Below are 15854 nucleotides of genomic sequence, written 5' to 3' on the forward strand. Positions count from 1 at the left end.
CGTCCGGCATCAAAGAGCTACTGGATCGTCACCTTGGCGAGGCTGAACAGCGAACCTGTCGGCACCGGTTCGAATCCTGCGATATTCTTCTGCTGTGCCGTGTAGCTGTAGGACGTGTAGAGCCAGATCCAGGGCGACATCTCGGTGATGTGCTTCTCGAAGTCGGCGAAGATCGCTTTGCGCGCCGCCGGGTCGGTCTCGGTGCGGCCCTTCTGCATAAGGCTGTCCAGCGTGTCGTCGATATAGTTCGCGACCTTCTGCAGATTGCCCGTCTTGGTCCAGTAGCGGTTGTACATAGTGTAGGGATCGGCCCTGCCGCCGTTCAGCGCGATGGCCATGTCGAAATCACCCTTCAGCCAGGCATCGACATAGACATTGAGCTCCATCATCTTGATGTCGAGCTTGACGCCGATTTCTGCGAGTTGCGACTGGATGACCTGGGCTTCCGCCGCTGCCGTCGGCGGCTCGCCGGTGGCGCCGATCACGGTCGCCGAAAAGCCGTCGGCGTAGCCGGCCTCAGTCATCAACTGCTTGGCCTTCTCAATGTCGCGCTTATAGCAGAACAACTTGCTTGGATCGGTCGCCAGCGCCGGGATGGTCAGCGGGCCGGTGACCTTGCCTTCGCCGAGCGAGGCGGTGTCCAGCACTTCCTGCCGGTCGATGGCGCAGGAGATCGCCTGACGCACCTTGAGTTCGGTCATCGGCTTGCGGGAAGGATTGAGCTGCAGCACGTGATAGGCAAGCACCGGCACGCGGTTCAACTGCAGGCTGGCTTCCTTGGGCACCAGCGTGGCGACAAGCGGGTCGTTGAGCAGGGCAAAATCGATCTGCTTGGTGCGCATCGCTGCCAGGATCGCCGTCTCGTCCGGCAGCACGCTGATCTCGATGCCGTCGACACCGATCGTGCCGCCCGCCCAATCCTTGTTGGCGACAAGCACTTCCTTGGAATTCGGATCCCATTTCTCGAGCTTGAAAGGACCTGAGCCGATCGTCGTCGTGCCAATCGAGCCGGCCGTGATTTCGCTTGCCGGGACGATCGCCGCATTGACGTCGCTCATCGCCGTCAGGATCGGCACATCCGGCTGCGAGAGGTGGAACACGACGGTGGCTGGATCGGGCGTGTCGATGCTGGCGATCGAGAGAAAGTTGGCGCGCGCCGCAGCACCCGTCTTCTCGTCGAGTATGCGCTCGAACGATGCCTTGACGTCGGCCGAGGTCACGGCGGCGCCGTTCTGGAATTTTGCTTTCGGATTGAGCTTGAAGCTCAGCTCCTTGCCGTCCGGCGAGAACTGCCATGAATCGGCAATCGCGGGCGTGATTTGCAGGTTTGCGTCGAGCCGCACCAGCGGTTCGTAGATCAGCTCCAGCAGCCGCAGTGAGGAGAATGCCGTCTGCTTGTGGGGATCAAGACCGGTGGCGTCCTGCGACCACGCCATGTGCAGCGTCGCCGCACTCGCCTGCACCGGGAGCGCGGCGAGGCCAACCATTGCCGCGAGCGTCATGCCGGAAAGCAGTTTCTTGCCAATGTACCGTACCATTGTCGTCTCCCATTATCGTTAAACGTGATGCCTTGCAGTTCCCCGGACCGCTTCAAAGGGACACACGCCCCGGAACATCGGCCCAGTATCCATGCGGTCTTACACCGTCTTTTCGCCTATCGCCTTGCGCAGGAAACCTCCCGCGTTGGCAAGCGCCTTACGTGCTTCTTCGACACCCATGCCGGTGATCGTCACCAGGATTGCCAGTTTTACATCATTGCCGGTCTGGTCGAGTGCCTGTCGTGCCTGCTGTGCCGCGCAGCCGGTCGTCTGCATCACGATCCTGACCGCCCTGGCGACAAGCTTCTTGTTGCTTGGATTGAGGTCAACCATAAGGTTCTGATAGCTCTTGCCGATGCGGATCATGCTGGCGGTAGACAGCATGTTGAGCACCAGCTTTTGCGCGGTTCCCGATTTCAGCCGGGTCGAGCCGGTGAGGACCTCCGGGCCAACCACCGGGGAGATGGCAATATCGGCAATGCCGGCAATGGTCGATCGAGGATTGCAGGACAGCGCCACGGTGGTGGCTCCCACCTGCTTGGCATAGGTCAAGCCGCCGATGACATAGGGTGTGCGTCCGCTGACAGCGATGCCGACCACCACGTCGTCGGCGGTCAGCTTGATGTCCTGCAGCGCCTTTATTCCCTGTTTCGGATCGTCCTCGGCGCCTTCCGCAGAGTGCACCAGTGCGTCGACACCGCCGGCGATCAGGCCCACAACCATGTCCTCGGGTACGCCGAAGGTCGGCGGACATTCCGAGGCGTCGAGGACGCCGAGCCGGCCGCTGGTGCCGGCGCCCATATAGACAAGGCGTGCACCCTTCTGGAACGCGCTCACGATCCGGTCCACGACCGCAGCAATATCGGGGATGACCTTCTCGACGGCTGCCGCAACGCCTTTGTCCTCGTCATTGATCTTGCGCAGCACCTCGAGGGTCGGCAACAGATCGATGTCCATCGTCTTCGGGTTCCGGTCCTCGGAAACCAGCCGCTCCAGCTCCGACATCAACCCTTGTTCGACCACTTCGCTTACTTTCAAGTGCGACTGCGAGCAGGACTGTGGATGCCCGCGGCAAGCGGCGTCCAGTGCCTGCACCTGGCCGTCGGCTCCGTACCGGCTGCGCCGGCTCTATTTTGTTAACTTTTTAGAATTCGATATTCCCTGTGTCAACGGAAAGCAGGAATATTATATTCCTTGCCGGGCAAGGCATCACTAGCGGCAGAGCGATTTTCTGGCCAGGATTATGGCTCCCGAAACCGCGTCGCCGTCGGCCGGCTTCAGTCGTCGGCGGACGTCGGGAGCGAGCCATGGCTCAAGCGGGCTGGACAAACCTCCGAGCAGCGTTACCCGCGGCGCGCCTTTTTCGAACAGCACCCGCACGAACGTGTCGATCTGCTCGGCAGCGCCCTGCACGATCCGCCGACCGGCCGGATCGCCCTGGTCGGCATGGCGGATCACCATCGGCGCCATGGCGGCATAGTCGGTCGCGCTGGCGCGGTCCATCCAGGCCACCGCCTCGAACGGATCGTCCTTGAAGCGCTGCATCACCTCGGCCAGCAGCGCCGTCCGCTCATGCCGGCCGTCATGGGCTCGCAAGGCAAGCTGCACTGCCTTCAGTCCGAGATCGGCGCCGCTGCCCTCGTCGGAAATCGGAAAACCGTAGCCGCCGACGCGCAGGTCTCGCCCTTCGACAAAGCCGAGCCCGATCGAACCGGTCCCGGCTATGACGATAGCGCCGTCTTGACCCGAATGCGCGCCAAAGCAAGCCGCGATGCCGTCGCTGACGAAGTCGATGGTCGCAAAGGGATGTTCGATGCCACGAAACGCCTCGAGCGCACCCTTACGGCCGATACCGGCAACACCGACACCGGCGCGGATTCTGGCGATTTCCGCCGCCGCGAACCCTGCCTCGTCGATCGCCGCGCCAAAGGCTTTGGCAATCGAGGCCCAGGCCGCCTCTATACCGAGCCGCGTTGTCGCCGGGCCCGACAGGCCTTGCCCGAGCACGGTTCCTGCCTCGTCTTCGACACGCGCCCGGCAGCCGGTTCCGCCGCCATCGACGCCCAGGAAATAATGCGGAGACGCCGTACGGGTACTCATTGCCTTATTCGTTCGATCTGGGCGCCACACAGCCGAAGCTTGCGGTCCAACTGCTCGTAGCCGCGATCGAGATGATAGACGCGGTTGATCGTCGTCTCGCCCTCCGACACCAGCGCTGCCAGCACCAGCGAGACTGAGGCGCGCAGGTCGGTCGCCATCACTTGCGCGCCCTTCAGCTTCTCGCCTCCGCGCACCAGCGCCATGGTGCCTTGCAGCTTGATGTTGGCGCCGAGCCGCATCAGTTCGGGCACATGCATGAAGCGGTTCTCGAAGATCGTCTCGCGCAACAGCGAAGCGCCCTCGGCACAGCACATCAACGCCATGAACTGCGCCTGGAGATCGGTCGGAAAGCCCGGATAAGGCTCCGTCGTCACGTCGACCGCCTTGAGCGACCCGTCTCTCGATACGATCAGCCCGCGGTCGCCCGGCCATATTTTTACACCGGCTGCTTCGAGCAGCTGGACGACGGATGCCATGTGCTCGAGCCGCGCATGGGTCAGCTCGAGCTGGCCGCCGGTGATAGCCGCTGCGACGGCATAGGTGCCGGCCTCTATCCGGTCCGGGATGATGTCGTGCGTGGCGGCGCGCCAGTCTGTGCTGCCCGCGATCAGGATACGGTGCGTGCCGGCGCCCTCGATCCGCGCGCCCATGGCGTTCAGGCAGGCGGCAAGATCGGCCACCTCCGGCTCGCGCGCCGCATTGAGGATCTCGGTTTCTCCCTTTGCAGTCGTCGCCGCCATTATAGCCGTTTCGGTAGCGCCGACCGACGGCGAGCTCAAAACGATGCGCGCGCCTTTCAGTCCGCCCGGCGCAGACGCGACGATCAGTCCGTTTTCGATCGCGATATCGGCGCCAAGTGCGGCAAGTGCGGTGACATGCATGTCGACCGGCCGTGCGCCGATGGCGCAGCCGCCAGGCAGCGAGACCCGGGCATGGCCGAAGCGGGCAAGCAGTGGACCGAGAACCAGCACCGTCGCGCGCATGCGCCTGACTGTATCGTAGCTTGTCTCCCTGGAGACGGCAGCACTGGTATCGATTGTGGCAGCATGCGCCGATCTGGTGACTTCGGCCCCATGAAGGCCGACGACGCCAAGCATGTTGTCGACATCCGTCACCTCAGGCAGGTTGGTCAGCTGCAGCGGATAGGGGTTGAGCAACGCCGCCGCTATTTGCGGCAAGGCCGCGTTCTTGGCGCCGGAGATCGTCACCGCGCCCTCAAGCCTGTGCCCGCCGACGATCCGCAATTTGTCCATGGCTCTGACCTAATCCCGAGCTGTCGCCGAGTCTACGATCTTTCATATCCGAATTGTCGACGTGCCCGAAGGCTGGGCCGCAACCGCACCAGTCGAGATTTGATGGATCATTCTTGGCTGTCAATCAGAGACGGAATAATTTATTCCTTGGCTTGGCATTGTCGATGATAGGCAATGGGGGAACGCATGTCCGTCCTGAAGAAGATCGAGGCCAAGCTCGAAATCATGGCGCCCGGCGACCGCGAGATCGGTCGGTATATCGTCGATAATCCCGACCAGATGCTCCGTCTGTCGACGGCGGCGCTTGCCGCCGAGATCGGCCGCAGCCAGTCGAGCGTCGTCAAGTTCAGCCAGAAGCTCGGCTATGACAGCTATCAGGAGCTTAAGCTCGCCGTCAGCGAGGCCAAGTCGCAGGAGTGGCACGTGCCGGCCGGCATGATCCACGGTTCGATCGAGGTCGGCGACAGCTATCTGGTCATCCTGCGCAAGCTGATCGGCAGCAAGCTTTCGTCGATGCAGCAGACCGTCGCGGCCAACACCGAGCAGGAAATCGGCAAGGCCCTTGAAGCCTTGAACGGTGCGCGCCGCATTCATTTGGCTGGCGTCGGCGCATCCTCGCTGGTGGCGCGCGATTTTTCCTACAAGCTGATGAAGCTCGGCCGCAACGTGCTGCACGACAGCGACAGCCATGTGCAAATGGCCAATGTCTCGACGCTTGGACGAGGTGACGTGCTGTTCGCGCTCTCCTATTCCGGGGCGAGCATCGAAACCCTGCGGATATCCGAACTCGCTCGCAAACGTGGCACCACCGTTATCGCCGTCACCGGACTTCGCGACAATCCGCTGAGCCGGGTTGCCGACATTCGCCTCTACACGATCGCCGATGAAGAGCGCGCGCGCTCTTCATCGATAACCGCGCGTGATGCACAACTGACGCTAACCGACCTGCTGTTCATCCTGCTCGTGCAGAAGCAGCCTGACGCCAATGAATACGTCCACAACAGCGAATTGGCCGTCTCGGTGCTGAAGGCTTAGTCGTTGGACGCGTCTCACCCGCCCTCCTTGACCAGTGCGTTTACTAGCGACCCAGAAGGTTGCGCTCGACTGTCTTGAGATGGGCGAGCATCGCCTGGTTGGCGCTTTCCGGATCACGGCGCAGCAATGCATCCAATATCGTCTGATGCTCGTCGCAATAAACGCGCCTGCGCTCCTCCGAGAATGAGCGCTTTTTCATTTCGAACCAAGGCGATTGGTTGCGGATAGTGCGCATGAGATTGTGGATCTCTTTCAGGAAGTCATTACGGCAGCAGGCGAAGACGCGGTGGTGGAACTCGGCGTCCCAATGCCGGCGCCGGCGGCATCGGCCAGCTTTTGGTGCAATGGGCACGCCATCTCGGCGCAACGGTCATTGCAACGGTGTCGAGCGACGATAAGGCGCGTATTGTCGAACGCCTCGGGGCGCATCATGTCATTGTCTATTCGCGTGAGAATTTCACTGAGGCCGTCATGCGGCTGACGGGAGGCGTCGGCGCCGATGTCGTCTACGATGCGGTCGGCAATGATACGTTCGGCGGCTCGCTGGCGGCGCTTCGCATTCGCGGTCACCTCGTCAGTTTCGGTCAGGCGTCAGGGCCGATCGGCAATTGGGACATCGGCCGCTTTGCATCGAAGTCGATCACCATATCGCGTCCCAACTACGCGCATTACACCGACACGCCCGAAAGACTGGCCCCGCACGTCGAGCGGTTTTTTGCTGCGCTACGACAGGGTGTCGTCAGGATTGAACCGCCCAAGCGCTACAGCCTATTCGATGCCGGCGACGCTCACCGCGACCTCGAAGCCAGGCGAACGACGGGCGCATTGGTGCTGGTGCCGTAGCCGACACTCGGTCGAAACAAATGTTGACAATGTCATCTGTTGTTGCGACAGCGTTCAGCCTCGAATTTGACGGCCGGGTGGCACAATGGACGACCTTGGAGCACAGGAACAAGCGGTTCTCGACCTCATTGCGGCGAACCCGTTTGCCGGCCAGCAGGATATAGCAACCGCGCTCGGCATCGCCCGCTCGACGGTCGCAGCCCACATCGTGCAACTCGTCAACAAGGGCTACATTCTCGGCCGTGGTTACGTCTTGCCGACGTCCAAGCGCATGGTCTGCGTCGGCGGCGCGGTGCTCGACCGCAAATACCACGCCAGGAAGGATCTGATTTTCGAGACGTCGAACCCGGTCGACGGCTATCGCAGCTTCGGCGGGGTTGCCCGCAACGTCGCCGAAAACCTTGCCCGCCTCGGCGTCGACATAAGCTTCGTCTCGATCGTCGGCGACGATGAAACCGGCCGCTCGCTGGTGCGGCACCTGCGCGATCTTGGCGCCGATGTCAGCCAGGTCATCACCACCACGGAGCGGCCGACGGCGGAATACGCGGCCATCCTCGACCGCAACAACGACCTCGTGCTCGGCATTGCCGACATGGAGATCTTCGATCTGTTTTCGTCGTCCTATCTCGACCGCTTCTGGCCGCATCTGGCTTCGGCGACATGGGTGTTCATCGACTGCAATCTGCCGGCCGCGACTATCGCAGCACTGATGTCGCGCAAGCAGGGTGCGCGCTTCAAGCTCGCAGTCGACACGGTATCGGCGCCGAAATCAGCGCGCCTGCCGAAGGACCTGACCGGCATCGATCTTCTGTTCACCAATCATGACGAGGCCAATACGATGCTCGGCATGACAGATGCCGACAGGCGGCTAACGCCGGAGGAGGCAGCGGCAGCGCTGCGCGGGGCCGGCGCCGGCGAGGTGATCGTGACCGTGGGCGCGCATGGATTTGCCGTTGCGACCGAGAGCGGTGTGACGACCATGCACTCCGTCCCGGCGCAGCCCGTCGATATCACCGGCGCCGGTGACGCGATGATTGCCGGCACTCTGTACAAGGTGCTTTCGGGTGAGCCGGTCGCTCATGCCGTGCGCACCGGCGCGCTGCTTGCCACACTGACCACCGAGAGCGAATCCAGCGTCCATCCCGATCTGTCGCCGCGCTTCCTTGCCGCCGGCATGTATCGCGTTCCTGCCTGAAAGCGAGATGATATGAAACCTTCCCTTGTCCACTTGAACGACGAAGTCGCTACGGCGCTTGATGAAGGCCGCGCCGTGGTGGCACTGGAATCGACGATCATCACCCACGGCATGCCCTATCCGGCCAATCTGGAAACTGCTCGCGGTGTCGAGACCGTGGTGCGTGAAAACGGCGCCGTTCCCGCCACGATCACTGTGGTCGCCGGCAAGATCAAGGTCGGACTTGACGACAATGAACTGGAAGAGTTGGCAGCGGCAAAGGGCGTGGTCAAGGCTTCCGGGCGCGATCTCGCCGCCATCATGGTGCGCGGCGGCTCGGCCGGAACCACCGTCTCGGCGACGATGCGGATTGCCGCTTTAGCTGGGATCGGTATTTTTGCGACCGGCGGCGTCGGTGGCGTGCATCGCGGCGCCGAAGCCACTTTCGATATCTCCGCCGACCTGACCGAACTCGGCCAAACCGGCACGACCGTTGTCTGCGCCGGAGTCAAGTCGATCCTCGATATTGCGAAGACGCTGGAATATCTGGAAACGCAGCGCGTGCCGGTGATCGCATACCGGAGCGACGATTTTCCGGCCTTCTACACCCGCTCCAGCGGGCTCAGGGCCGATCATCGCCTCGACACGCCCGACGAGATCGCGCGAGCCATGCTGCTGCATGACGAGATGGAATCCGGCACCGGCATTCTCGTCGCCAACCCTATCCCAGAAGCGGACGCGCTCGATCCGGCGTTCATCGACGGCACGATCGCAGCGGCCGTGGCTGAGGCCGAGAAGCGCGGCATCGGGCGCAAGGAGCTAACGCCGTTTCTGCTCGCACGCATCAATGAGCTTTCGCAGGGCCGCAGCCTGAAGGCCAACATCGCGCTGGTCCGCAACAACGCCGCGCTTGCTGCCCGCATCGCGGTTGCGCATGCGGAATTAAAGGGCGCGACCGGATAGAGGCAGCACCCGGCCAGCGCTACCTGCCTTCGATTTCAGCCCGGCGCGAGGTCGAATATGCGCCCGGCATTGAGGATGTTGTTCGGGTCGAAGGCTGCTTTCAGGCGGCGCATGGCCGCGATCTCTGCATCGCTGCGCACAAGGTGCAGCCATTCCTTCTTGTCGAGGCCGATGCCATGCTCGGCCGAGACGCCGCCGCGGGCGGCGGCAACACCGCGGTACACGACGCCGTATGCGGCCGCCGGATCCGCGGTGCGAACCTGATAATGCAGATTGCCGTCGCCGAGATGGCCGAAGACGTAGATGTCGGCGCCAGGGTCGACGGCCCTGATGGCGGCTTCTGTTTCGCGCAGGAAAGTCGCCATTCTCGCCAGTGGGATGCTGAGATCGACGCCGATCAGGCCTGCCATCGAAAACAGGAAACGGTTGACCTCCTCGCGCACCGCCCAGAGCGCCCGGAATTCGCGCGGCGATTGCGAGACGACCACGTCGTCGATCATGCCATCTTCAACCGCCTGCATCAGCACCGCGGCAAAACGTTCGCCGTCGCGGTCGGGCTCGCTGCCCTGTATCTCGGCAAGCACATAGACGGGCGAGCCGGCGGGCAGCGGCGCCGGCGCCTCCATTCCGGCGATCATGGCGCCATAGAGCGGTGCGAAATTCACCTCATAGGCCGACAGCAAGGGCCCGAGCTTTCGCTTGAGCAGCGCAAGCAACGTGATCGCTGCGTCCAGCGAAGCGAGCGCGCAGAAGGCGTTGACCTCGGTGGCTGGCTTCGGATGCAGCCGCAGGGATGCGCGCGTGACCACGCCGAGCGTGCCCTCGCTGCCGATGAACAATTGGCTGAGATCGTAGCCGGAGTTGTCCTTCGCCAAACCCTTGAGCGAGGTCAGGATACTGCCGTCGGCAAGCACCGCTTCCAGCCCAAGCACCTGCGCCCGGTACATGCCGTAGCGCAGCACGCGGATGCCGCCGGCATTGGTGGCGACATTGCCGCCGACGGTGGCCGATCCGCGCGCTCCGATGTCGACGCCGAACAGCAAGCCGGCCTCATCGGCGGCGTCCTGCACCGTTTGCAGCGGCGCGCCGGCCTCGGCGATGATGGTCGCCGCCTCGCGGTCGAGGGCTTCAACGGAAGTCATGCGCTCCAGCGACAGCACAGCTTCGCCGGGTTGGATGCGAGCGCCGCCGGCGAGCCCGGTCCGGCCACCTTGGATCACAAGCCTCTGCCCGATTTCATTGCACAGGCGCAGTATGTCCGACACCTCGCCGGCAGTGCGCGGTCGCAGCACGACCTCCGGCCGCGCACCGGTCTTGCCGTCGGGGTCTTCCCTGTAACGCGGCCCGGCCTCATCGGCCGAGACGATCGCCGACCGATCCAGCCGACCCTCAAGTCGCGACAGAAGCTCGGCGGTCAGCGGGGACAGAGCGCTCACGGATGTTGTCGTCATGCGCCGCTCCTGCAACAGGCCGACGATAGACATGGACTGCTGTTTGTCAAACCTGTGCGGGACTGCCAATCGTGGACGGCCTCAGGCTCTGCCTTTCAGGAACTCGATCACCATCGCTGCGGTCCAGGTGAAGCGATTGCCGCCGAGCGGCTCGCCACTGAGGGGATCGTAATATTCGGCAAAACCGCTCTCGGCGATCAGCTCGAGACTGGATTGCGTGATCCGTTGTGCGATTTGGCTGTGGCCGGCGGCGGCAAGGCCGTCGGCGATCATGTAATTGACCACCAGCCAGACCGGGCCGCGCCAATAGCGCTTGGCATCAACGCGGGGATCATCGAGATCGTGCGAGGGGACGATGTAACGCGCCTTGCCGGCGATGCGCTCGATCGTTGCAGCGATGGTCGCTGCCCGGCTTTCCGGGATGGCCGAAAACACCGACAGAATGCCGCCGACCGACGCGCTGTCAACGAGCTTTCCGGCCACTCGGTCGAAACAAATGTACTGGCTATGCGCGTCGCTCCACAGCCGTTCCATTGCCGAAAGCCCCTTTTCGGCACGGGCGCGGTTGGCCTTGGCGATCTTCATTTCGCCAAGTGTCTCGGCGAGATCGGCAAGATCGGCAGCGGAACGGATCAAGATGGCGTTGAAGCCGGGATCGACGACCTGGAATGGCGAGGCATCGTGCAGTCTGGCATTCTCCCAGCCAAGCCCGCGGAAATGCTGCAACAGCCAGATATAGCGGTCATACTGTGCCTCGGTTGGACGATGCGCCGGATCGGCGTGCAGGATGTCGCGGCGGGTGTAGGGCTCGACGCCTTCGGTCGGCACGCGCTCGAAGGCGTCGTCCCAGTCAATCGAGTTGTCGCGGCCGGACTCCCATGGGTGGATTATGGCGACCAACCCTTCGCCGTTCGGGTCGCGATTTTCGTAGAACCAGCGGTGCCAGATATCGATTTTTGGCAAGAGCGCACGGGCGCGCTCGGCCGCCAGTTTCTTGTCCTTTGCCCGGTCGAACAGGCGGCGCACGGCAAAGCCGGCGACCGCCGGCTGGGTGATGCCCGAGGTGGCGGTCGGGCGGTCCGTTCGCCAGACCTCAGGTCCGGGGAAATAGCCGTCGCTCCAGACATGGAAGACGATGTGCGGCACCATGCCGTCTGGCCACTGGTGGGCGAACAGCGTGTCGATCTCGGTCCAGGCCCGAGCCTCATCGTAGTGGGCAAGACCGAGCGCGGTCAGGCAGGAATCCCAGTTCCACTGGAACGGGTAGAGGCCCTTGGTCGGGATGGTGTAGTCGCCGTGGTCGTTTTCCCTGAGCACCTCGACGGCACGGGCGATGGTTTCGTTGACGGCAAGAGAGATCATTGAAGCGTTCGTACTTTCGAGATTGAGGGCGTTGGCGGGATCAAAGGGCGTTGGTGGTTTCAGGATCGAACCAGCGGATGCGATCGGCTTTGGGCGCAAGCCGCAAGTGATCTCCGACGGCGACCGCGGCGTTCGATTCGAGGATGGCGCGGAACAGGCCGCCCTCGACATCGCAGGTGACCAGCGTGTGCGGGCCGAGCGGCTCGACGACGCGCACGGTGGCATGCAGCCCCTCGTCACCTGGATCGACATCTTCGGGGCGAATGGCGAATTCAATTTTGTGCTTGTCGAATTTGGGGCCAGGCAGCGTCAGCCCGGCGACGGTCCAACTGCCGTCTGCCGCCTTGGTCGCTGGGATGAAATTCATCGGCGGGTTGCCGATGAAGGAGCCGACGAAGCGGGCCGCCGGATTGCGGTAGACCTCTACCGGCGAGGCGGCCTGGACGATACGGCCCTGATGCATGACGGCGATGCGGTCGGCGAGGCTCATCGCCTCGACCTGGTCGTGGGTGACGTAGATGGTGGTGGTCTTGGACGCAGCGAGCACGCCCTTGAGCTCGGCGCGCATTTCGAGCCGCAGCAGCGCGTCGAGGTTCGACAGCGGCTCGTCCATCAAGATCACGTCAGGCTCCATCGCAAGTGCCCGGGCCACAGCCACGCGTTGGCGCTGGCCGCCGGAAAGCTGGCCCGAATAGCGCTTCAAAAGCTGCTCGATATGCATAAGCTCTGCAGTGCGGTTGACGCGCCCCTCGATCTCCTGCTGCGGCAGCTTCTTCATGCGCAGGCCAAAGGCGATGTTTTCGAAGACGGTCAGGTGCGGAAAGACGGCGTAATTCTGGAACACCATGGCTATGCCGCGCTCGCGCGGCGGCAGATGGTCGACGCGGCGGCCGCCTATCCAGACCTCGCCCTGGCTTGGCGTTTCCAGCCCGGCGACGATCCTCAGCAGCGTCGTCTTGCCGCAACCCGAGGCGCCAAGCAGCACCATGAATTCCTGGTCGGCGATGGTCAGGTCGATCGAATGCAGCGCGGTGAAGCCGCCGAAACGTTTTGCGACCTGCTTAATGGCGATCTCAGCCATCGGCGTTCTCTTTTGTGCGCGTCATCGGTTGGCGATCCCCCACATGGCGAACAGATATTTGCGAACGGCGAAGATGAAGATCAGCGCCGGGATGACCAGTGCCGCGCCACCGGCGAATTTGAGGTAGAGCGGCGATTCGCCGAGGCTCTGCAGCAGGAAGGCGGTCAGCGTCCGGTTCTCGATGGTGAGCACGGCGGCGGCAAACACCTCGTTCCAGGAGATGGTGAAGGCAAATACCGCCGATGCCGCGATACCCGGCAGCGCGAGCGGTAGAATGATTTTTCGGAATGCCTGCAATCTCGTGCAGCCGAGCGTCCAGGCCGCTTCCTCCAGCTCGACGGGAATGCCGGAGAACAGCGAGAAGGTGATTAGCACCGCAAACGGCAGCGCCAGCGTGGTGTGGACCAGCGCCAGCCCGATCGCGGTGTCGTCGAGGCCGGTGCGGATGAACATCACCGCCAGCGGCAGTGCCAGCAGCGGCAGCGGAAAGGCGCGGGTCATCAGCACCAGGAAACGGAACGTCTCCTTGCCCGGGAATTCGAATCGCGACAGCGCGTAGCCCGCGGGTGCGCCGAAGCCGATCGAGAGGAGCATCGTCAGCGTGGCGACGAGGACGGAGTTCCACAGTGCCTTGGCGACACCGGCGAAATTGATGAAGAAAGAAAGGCTGCCGAAATCGAATGACGGGAAGAAGCGCTTGGGAAAGGCGGTCACCTCTTCCGGCGACGACAGTGCGTTGACGATCAACAGATAGATCGGCAGCAGCACCCAGACGCAAAGCAGGATGACGGTGGCGACCAACAACCAGTTGCCGGCTTTGCGGGCCTCAGGCGCGGCAATCGAGAGCTCCGCGACGGTGCTCATATGCGAGCCTCCTTCGGCACACGCAGCACCCGCAGGAAGAACAGCGTGAAGCCGATCGAGATGGCGAGGATGAACAGCGCCATGGCGGCGGCGACATTGTGGTCCTGCAGCGTGAACTGCCAATTGTAGGTCTCGCCCATCAGCACCGGCAGATTGGTGCCGCCGAGTGCTGCAACCACGGCAAAGACCTCAAAGGCAAGGATGACGCGCAGGATGATCGCCGTCTGCAGGCTTGGGCGCAGCAGAGGCAGCGTGATCTTGATGAAGCGCTTCCACGGACTAGCGCCAAAAACCTCCGCCGCCTCGTAATATTCCCGGGGGATCAGCCCCATGCCGGCGACCAGAATGACCATCATGATGGCGGTCGCGCGCCAGATCTCGGCCAGCGCCACGGCAATGAAGATCGTCAGCTTGCTCTGGTAGCCGAGGAACATGACCGGCCTGTCGATGACGCCGAGATTGGAGAGCAAGGTGTTGAGGAAGCCGGACTGGTCGAAGATGGCGAGCCAGATCAGCCCGGCGGCGAGATCGGAGATGCCAAGCGGAATAGCGAAGATGTAAAGCGCAGCGCTGCGCCCGGCCGCAAGTCGCGACACCATCGTTGCCATCAGCAGCGCCATGACCAGCTGGATGGGCACGACGACGGCGCTGAGAAGCAGCGTGTTGCGAACAGTGACCGGAAACTTCCAGCTGCTGGCCATGGTGCGGAAATTGTCGAGTGTAAAGCTGCCGTCGCGGGTGAACGCCTCGAAGGCGACCAACACGAACGGGTAGAGGAAAAAGACGCAGAGGAACAGCGTCGCCGGCATCAGCAGCAGATAGGGCAGGGCCTTGCCGTGCATGGAGCGATCCCTGTTCGGCGTTTGAAAGGGTGGGCGCCCGGCGCGCTAGGTCCGGACGCCCGGGAGGATTCTTAATCGACCGGGCAGGCGCCTTGCGAGGGCTTGTCGGGCGCCCAGCACGGCGCCTTCGCCTCGTCGATGATCGCCTTCAGCGCCGCTGCCTGTTCGTCGAGTACGCCGTGCACGTCCTCGCCGCCGAGCACGATGCGCTCGAAGCTGTCGGTGTAGATTTGATTGAACTTGCCGCTGAGGCCGCCAAGTCCCATCGGCAGCAGCGCCGGCAGCGCATCCGGGGCACCGGTCATGGTGGCGATCACTGGGCTGAAGGCCTTTACCGAGGCCGGCATGTCGTCGGGCAGCTTGACGTCGACGATCGGGAAGAAGTTTGTCGCCTTCAGCGTCGCGATCTGGGTTTCCGGTTTCAGCATATAGGCGACCAGCGCCTTGGCCTTGTCCATGTCGGGCGAGGTCCTCGGGATAGCGACGCCGGCCACCACTGGCATGTAGCCGCGGCCTGCCGGGCCAGCCGGCGCCGGGAAGGCGACGAAGTCATCGGGTCTCTGGTTGAAGGCGTCGGCGAGGCGCGCGACGTGATCGAATGCCACCCAGACTTCGCCGGTCAGCAGCGGCTCCTGCATGAAGGCGTAGTTGGTCGAATTCGGGTTGGTGTATTGCCATAGTTCCTTGAACTTGTTCCACGCCGTCTCGGCCTCCGCCGAGCGGAACTTGGTCACCATCGAGCCGGTATACGATGGAAGGAGAAAACCCTCGAAGAAACGGTGCTTCAGCCCTTTCGGGCCGGCCGGAAAACCGAATTTGGGCGAACCGGTCTTTTCAGCGATGTTTTTCGCCCACTCGATCAGTTGGTCATAAGTGATGGTGTTGAGATCGGTGCCGGCCGGCAGATATTGTAGCGCCTGCTTGTTGGCCGCCATCAGAAAGGTGGCCTGCATCCATGGCAGGTACTTCTGCTCTCCGGTGCCGAGCATGCCGAGCTTCTTGTAGGTCTCGTTGACCTTGACGCCACCGAGATCGACGCCAGAGAGATCGACAAGGTTCGCGCCGACGGTGGAGAAGTCTCCGTGCAGGCCGCCGAGCACGCCTATGGTCCCGGAGCCGGCCTGCAGTTCGGCCTGAAGGCGGGTGAGCCAGGGCCCGTCCTCGGCGACCTGATAGTCGACCTGGCCATCAAACCCCTTCAGCACTTCGCCGCGCATTTTTTGCGTCTCTTCCACAGGTCGCGCCTGTGTCGACCAGAACAACACCTGCTGGGCTTGCGCTGCACCGGCAGCGAGCGACAGCGCCAGCATGGCGCCGGCCAATATCCGCAAAGCATTCATCGTCATCT

At 63.0% G+C, this 15854-nt stretch carries 15 protein-coding genes; 4 read left to right on the top strand and 11 right to left on the bottom strand.

Going from position 1 to position 15854, the window contains the following annotated elements:
• Positions 1 to 17: 17 nt before the first annotated feature.
• The 4 genes from AC0L2Y_RS00765 to murA all read right to left on the bottom strand — a co-directional run bounded on the left by AC0L2Y_RS00765 (position 18) and on the right by murA (position 4891).
• Entirely contained in the window at positions 18 to 1538 is a 1521-nt protein-coding gene (locus AC0L2Y_RS00765) for an ABC transporter substrate-binding protein (RefSeq protein ID WP_473553050.1), read from the bottom strand.
• A gap of 99 nt (positions 1539 to 1637) precedes the next feature.
• Positions 1638 to 2561: an N-acetylmuramic acid 6-phosphate etherase gene (gene murQ / locus AC0L2Y_RS00770; protein WP_473553664.1), complete on the bottom strand. Its 924-nt coding sequence runs from the start codon at positions 2559 to 2561 to the stop codon at positions 1638 to 1640.
• Positions 2562 to 2750: 189 nt separating this feature from the next.
• Positions 2751 to 3638 (bottom strand): glucosamine kinase nucleotide-binding domain-containing protein, encoded by an 888-nt coding sequence (locus AC0L2Y_RS00775; RefSeq protein ID WP_473553053.1) that lies wholly within the window; start codon positions 3636 to 3638, stop codon positions 2751 to 2753.
• On the bottom strand, positions 3635 to 4891 hold the full coding sequence (gene murA / locus AC0L2Y_RS00780; RefSeq protein ID WP_473553056.1) for a UDP-N-acetylglucosamine 1-carboxyvinyltransferase: 1257 nt from the start codon (positions 4889 to 4891) through the stop codon (positions 3635 to 3637). Before murA ends, AC0L2Y_RS00775 begins: the two co-directional genes overlap by 4 nt.
• 186 nt (positions 4892 to 5077) lie before the next feature.
• On the opposite strand from murA, the gene AC0L2Y_RS00785 reads away from it, so the two are divergent.
• Positions 5078 to 5926, top strand: a complete 849-nt coding sequence (locus AC0L2Y_RS00785; protein WP_473553058.1) for a MurR/RpiR family transcriptional regulator — start codon at positions 5078 to 5080, stop codon at positions 5924 to 5926.
• Between the two features lie 43 nt (positions 5927 to 5969).
• Here the strand turns inward: AC0L2Y_RS00785 and AC0L2Y_RS00790 are convergent, their stop codons facing one another.
• Entirely contained in the window at positions 5970 to 6278 is a 309-nt protein-coding gene (locus AC0L2Y_RS00790) for a FadR/GntR family transcriptional regulator (RefSeq protein ID WP_473553665.1), read from the bottom strand.
• Between AC0L2Y_RS00790 and AC0L2Y_RS00795 the strand changes: the two genes are divergently transcribed.
• From AC0L2Y_RS00795 to AC0L2Y_RS00805, 3 genes are all read left to right on the top strand, one after another.
• Positions 6251 to 6769 carry a zinc-binding dehydrogenase gene (locus tag AC0L2Y_RS00795; protein WP_473553666.1) on the top strand — a complete coding sequence of 173 codons (519 nt, stop codon included), beginning with the start codon at positions 6251 to 6253 and terminating at the stop codon, positions 6767 to 6769. The two genes, AC0L2Y_RS00790 and AC0L2Y_RS00795, sit on opposite strands and share 28 nt — an antisense overlap.
• Positions 6770 to 6854: 85 nt before the next feature.
• Positions 6855 to 7964: a carbohydrate kinase gene (locus AC0L2Y_RS00800; protein ID WP_473553060.1), complete on the top strand. Its 1110-nt coding sequence runs from the start codon at positions 6855 to 6857 to the stop codon at positions 7962 to 7964.
• Positions 7965 to 7976: 12 nt separating this feature from the next.
• Positions 7977 to 8906, top strand: a complete 930-nt coding sequence (locus AC0L2Y_RS00805; RefSeq protein WP_473553063.1) for a pseudouridine-5'-phosphate glycosidase — start codon at positions 7977 to 7979, stop codon at positions 8904 to 8906.
• 35 nt (positions 8907 to 8941) lie between these two features.
• Here the strand turns inward: AC0L2Y_RS00805 and AC0L2Y_RS00810 are convergent, their stop codons facing one another.
• The 6 genes from AC0L2Y_RS00810 to AC0L2Y_RS00835 form a co-directional block, all read right to left on the bottom strand.
• The gene (locus tag AC0L2Y_RS00810; protein WP_473553066.1) at positions 8942 to 10357 is read right to left on the bottom strand and encodes an FAD-binding oxidoreductase; all 1416 of its coding nucleotides are present in this window, start codon (positions 10355 to 10357) and stop codon (positions 8942 to 8944) included.
• Positions 10358 to 10438: 81 nt separating this feature from the next.
• Positions 10439 to 11719, bottom strand: coding sequence for an amylo-alpha-1,6-glucosidase (locus AC0L2Y_RS00815; protein WP_473553068.1), 1281 nt, complete (start codon positions 11717 to 11719; stop codon positions 10439 to 10441).
• Between the two features lie 40 nt (positions 11720 to 11759).
• Positions 11760 to 12800: an ABC transporter ATP-binding protein gene (locus AC0L2Y_RS00820; RefSeq protein ID WP_473553070.1), complete on the bottom strand. Its 1041-nt coding sequence runs from the start codon at positions 12798 to 12800 to the stop codon at positions 11760 to 11762.
• Positions 12801 to 12821: 21 nt separating this feature from the next.
• Positions 12822 to 13664: a carbohydrate ABC transporter permease gene (locus tag AC0L2Y_RS00825; protein WP_473553073.1), complete on the bottom strand. Its 843-nt coding sequence runs from the start codon at positions 13662 to 13664 to the stop codon at positions 12822 to 12824.
• Entirely contained in the window at positions 13661 to 14506 is an 846-nt protein-coding gene (locus AC0L2Y_RS00830) for a carbohydrate ABC transporter permease (protein ID WP_473553076.1), read from the bottom strand. The genes AC0L2Y_RS00825 and AC0L2Y_RS00830 overlap by 4 nt, the downstream gene beginning before the upstream one ends.
• Positions 14507 to 14577: 71 nt before the next feature.
• Complete coding sequence (locus AC0L2Y_RS00835; RefSeq protein WP_473553078.1) at positions 14578 to 15846, bottom strand: ABC transporter substrate-binding protein; 1269 nt, start codon at positions 15844 to 15846, stop codon at positions 14578 to 14580.
• Positions 15847 to 15854: the final 8 nt, after the last annotated feature.

Source organism: Mesorhizobium sp. WSM4830, from assembly GCF_055811495.1.

What these genes read in the sequence shown, in the direction of transcription:
- AC0L2Y_RS00785 (WP_473553058.1), top strand. Translation starts at nt 5,078, where the DNA reads ATGTCCGTCCTGAAGAAGATCGAGGCCAAGCTCGAAATCATGGCGCCC.
- murA (WP_473553056.1), bottom strand. Translation starts at nt 4,891, where the DNA reads ATGGACAAATTGCGGATCGTCGGCGGGCACAGGCTTGAGGGCGCGGTG.
- AC0L2Y_RS00765 (WP_473553050.1), bottom strand. Translation starts at nt 1,538, where the DNA reads ATGGTACGGTACATTGGCAAGAAACTGCTTTCCGGCATGACGCTCGCG.
- AC0L2Y_RS00800 (WP_473553060.1), top strand. Translation starts at nt 6,855, where the DNA reads ATGGACGACCTTGGAGCACAGGAACAAGCGGTTCTCGACCTCATTGCG.
- AC0L2Y_RS00830 (WP_473553076.1), bottom strand. Translation starts at nt 14,506, where the DNA reads ATGCACGGCAAGGCCCTGCCCTATCTGCTGCTGATGCCGGCGACGCTG.
- AC0L2Y_RS00825 (WP_473553073.1), bottom strand. Translation starts at nt 13,664, where the DNA reads ATGAGCACCGTCGCGGAGCTCTCGATTGCCGCGCCTGAGGCCCGCAAA.
- AC0L2Y_RS00820 (WP_473553070.1), bottom strand. Translation starts at nt 12,800, where the DNA reads ATGGCTGAGATCGCCATTAAGCAGGTCGCAAAACGTTTCGGCGGCTTC.
- AC0L2Y_RS00810 (WP_473553066.1), bottom strand. Translation starts at nt 10,357, where the DNA reads ATGACGACAACATCCGTGAGCGCTCTGTCCCCGCTGACCGCCGAGCTT.
- AC0L2Y_RS00775 (WP_473553053.1), bottom strand. Translation starts at nt 3,638, where the DNA reads ATGAGTACCCGTACGGCGTCTCCGCATTATTTCCTGGGCGTCGATGGC.
- AC0L2Y_RS00805 (WP_473553063.1), top strand. Translation starts at nt 7,977, where the DNA reads ATGAAACCTTCCCTTGTCCACTTGAACGACGAAGTCGCTACGGCGCTT.
- AC0L2Y_RS00815 (WP_473553068.1), bottom strand. Translation starts at nt 11,719, where the DNA reads ATGATCTCTCTTGCCGTCAACGAAACCATCGCCCGTGCCGTCGAGGTG.
- AC0L2Y_RS00835 (WP_473553078.1), bottom strand. Translation starts at nt 15,846, where the DNA reads ATGAATGCTTTGCGGATATTGGCCGGCGCCATGCTGGCGCTGTCGCTC.